Below are 1,395 nucleotides of genomic sequence, written 5' to 3' on the forward strand. Positions count from 1 at the left end.
GGCTCATCCTTTAGCCTAAGAAACTTTGGAATCTTAAAGGAAATTTTCCTCTCTCGCTTTTTTTTGCCTTTTGCCTTTTCCTTATGTCCTCTAACTTTCTTCTCCATATCTCCACCTCATTACTCATCAATTTATCATGGTGAGCTTGTCGAACCATTATACCACGCCTTTCTTTCCTCTGTCAACACAAAAAACATCTTAAATTGTCAAAGAGCAAAGTTGTAAATAGGTCTGCATCAAAATTTGTAACCTGTGCGGTTAAATGTAAAATGGATAATGTCCAATGAGAAATATAAAATGAAAATGTATAACTGAAAGGTAATGAGTCTTGCGAAGTACTAAAATTTCCCATTTTTCATTTCCTATTTTACATTTTACATTTATTTTCCCTTTGCGTCTCTGCGATGAATTAGTTTAATCGCACAGGTCGAAAATTTGTAACTGTTCACCGCCGAAGCACAGAGTCCGCGGAGATATTATTATCCTCCTGGTTTCCTCTCTGTATCTCTGCGTCTCTGCGGTTCATTTTCTTATCCCTAATAGTTCCAAAAACAATTACTCACCCTTTAATCCTCAGCTTTTTCAAAGGAACCGCCCCAAATCCAACCCTGTCTGCCTTTATATACCCCTTCGCTAGTAACTACCACCCTGTAAAACCCCTTTTTCTCTTCTCCAAGATATTCAATCTGAGTTCCTTTCTCAAGGGAATATGTCTGCCGACTCTTAGGAGTGCCTATTCTCAACCAAACCCGGTTACCACCGCTAACACTTCCTTCAGTAACTTTATATCTCTCCCCTTTTATCCATTGCGTGATTTCCTTTGATGGTTTTTTAATCGTTTCTATAGTTTTGATAGTTTCTTTGGGCAATTCACTTACCTTTTTCTCTACCTCCTGTTCAGGTAGAGATGTTGTCTTTTCTGGAATTGTTTGCTTTGATTCTTTAGAAAGTATCTTACTTTCTACAGGCTCACTAAGTTTAAATTGCAAGGAGAACCGATGGACATCTCCCATCTGCTCATAAGGTAAAAAACCGTAGTCAAGATAAAAGTTTTTCACTCTAAAACCACAGCCTAAACTAATACCATTCCCTACATCATTCTTTGAATTATACCCGGCTCTAACAAATAAATTATTAGTGGCTTGATATTCTGTACCAACTCCAAAATTTATATCATTATCAACTGGTCGATTTATATCTAAGGCTAAGATGACTCGATTATCTAATAATTTATATCCCAGACCAAGTTTTAAATTTAGGGGTAATTCTTCCTTTTCTTTGATAAATTTAATCCTTGTCCCAAGATTAGATACACACGCACCAAGTGATAGATTATCCTGCTTAAATAATATACCTACATCTACTGCTGATGAAGAGGAAATCTCATCCTCTAAT

The 1,395-nt window shown here is 36.5% G+C and carries 1 protein-coding gene; it reads right to left on the reverse strand.

Going from position 1 to position 1,395, the window contains the following annotated elements:
- Window positions 1-566: 566 nt before the first annotated feature.
- The coding region (locus AB1414_20900) for a PorV/PorQ family protein (GenBank protein MEW6609870.1) at window positions 567-1,395 on the reverse strand (829 nt) is incomplete at its 5' end.

The organism is bacterium (assembly GCA_040755795.1).
Lineage (GTDB): Bacteria > UBA9089 > CG2-30-40-21 > CG2-30-40-21 > SBAY01 > JBFLXS01.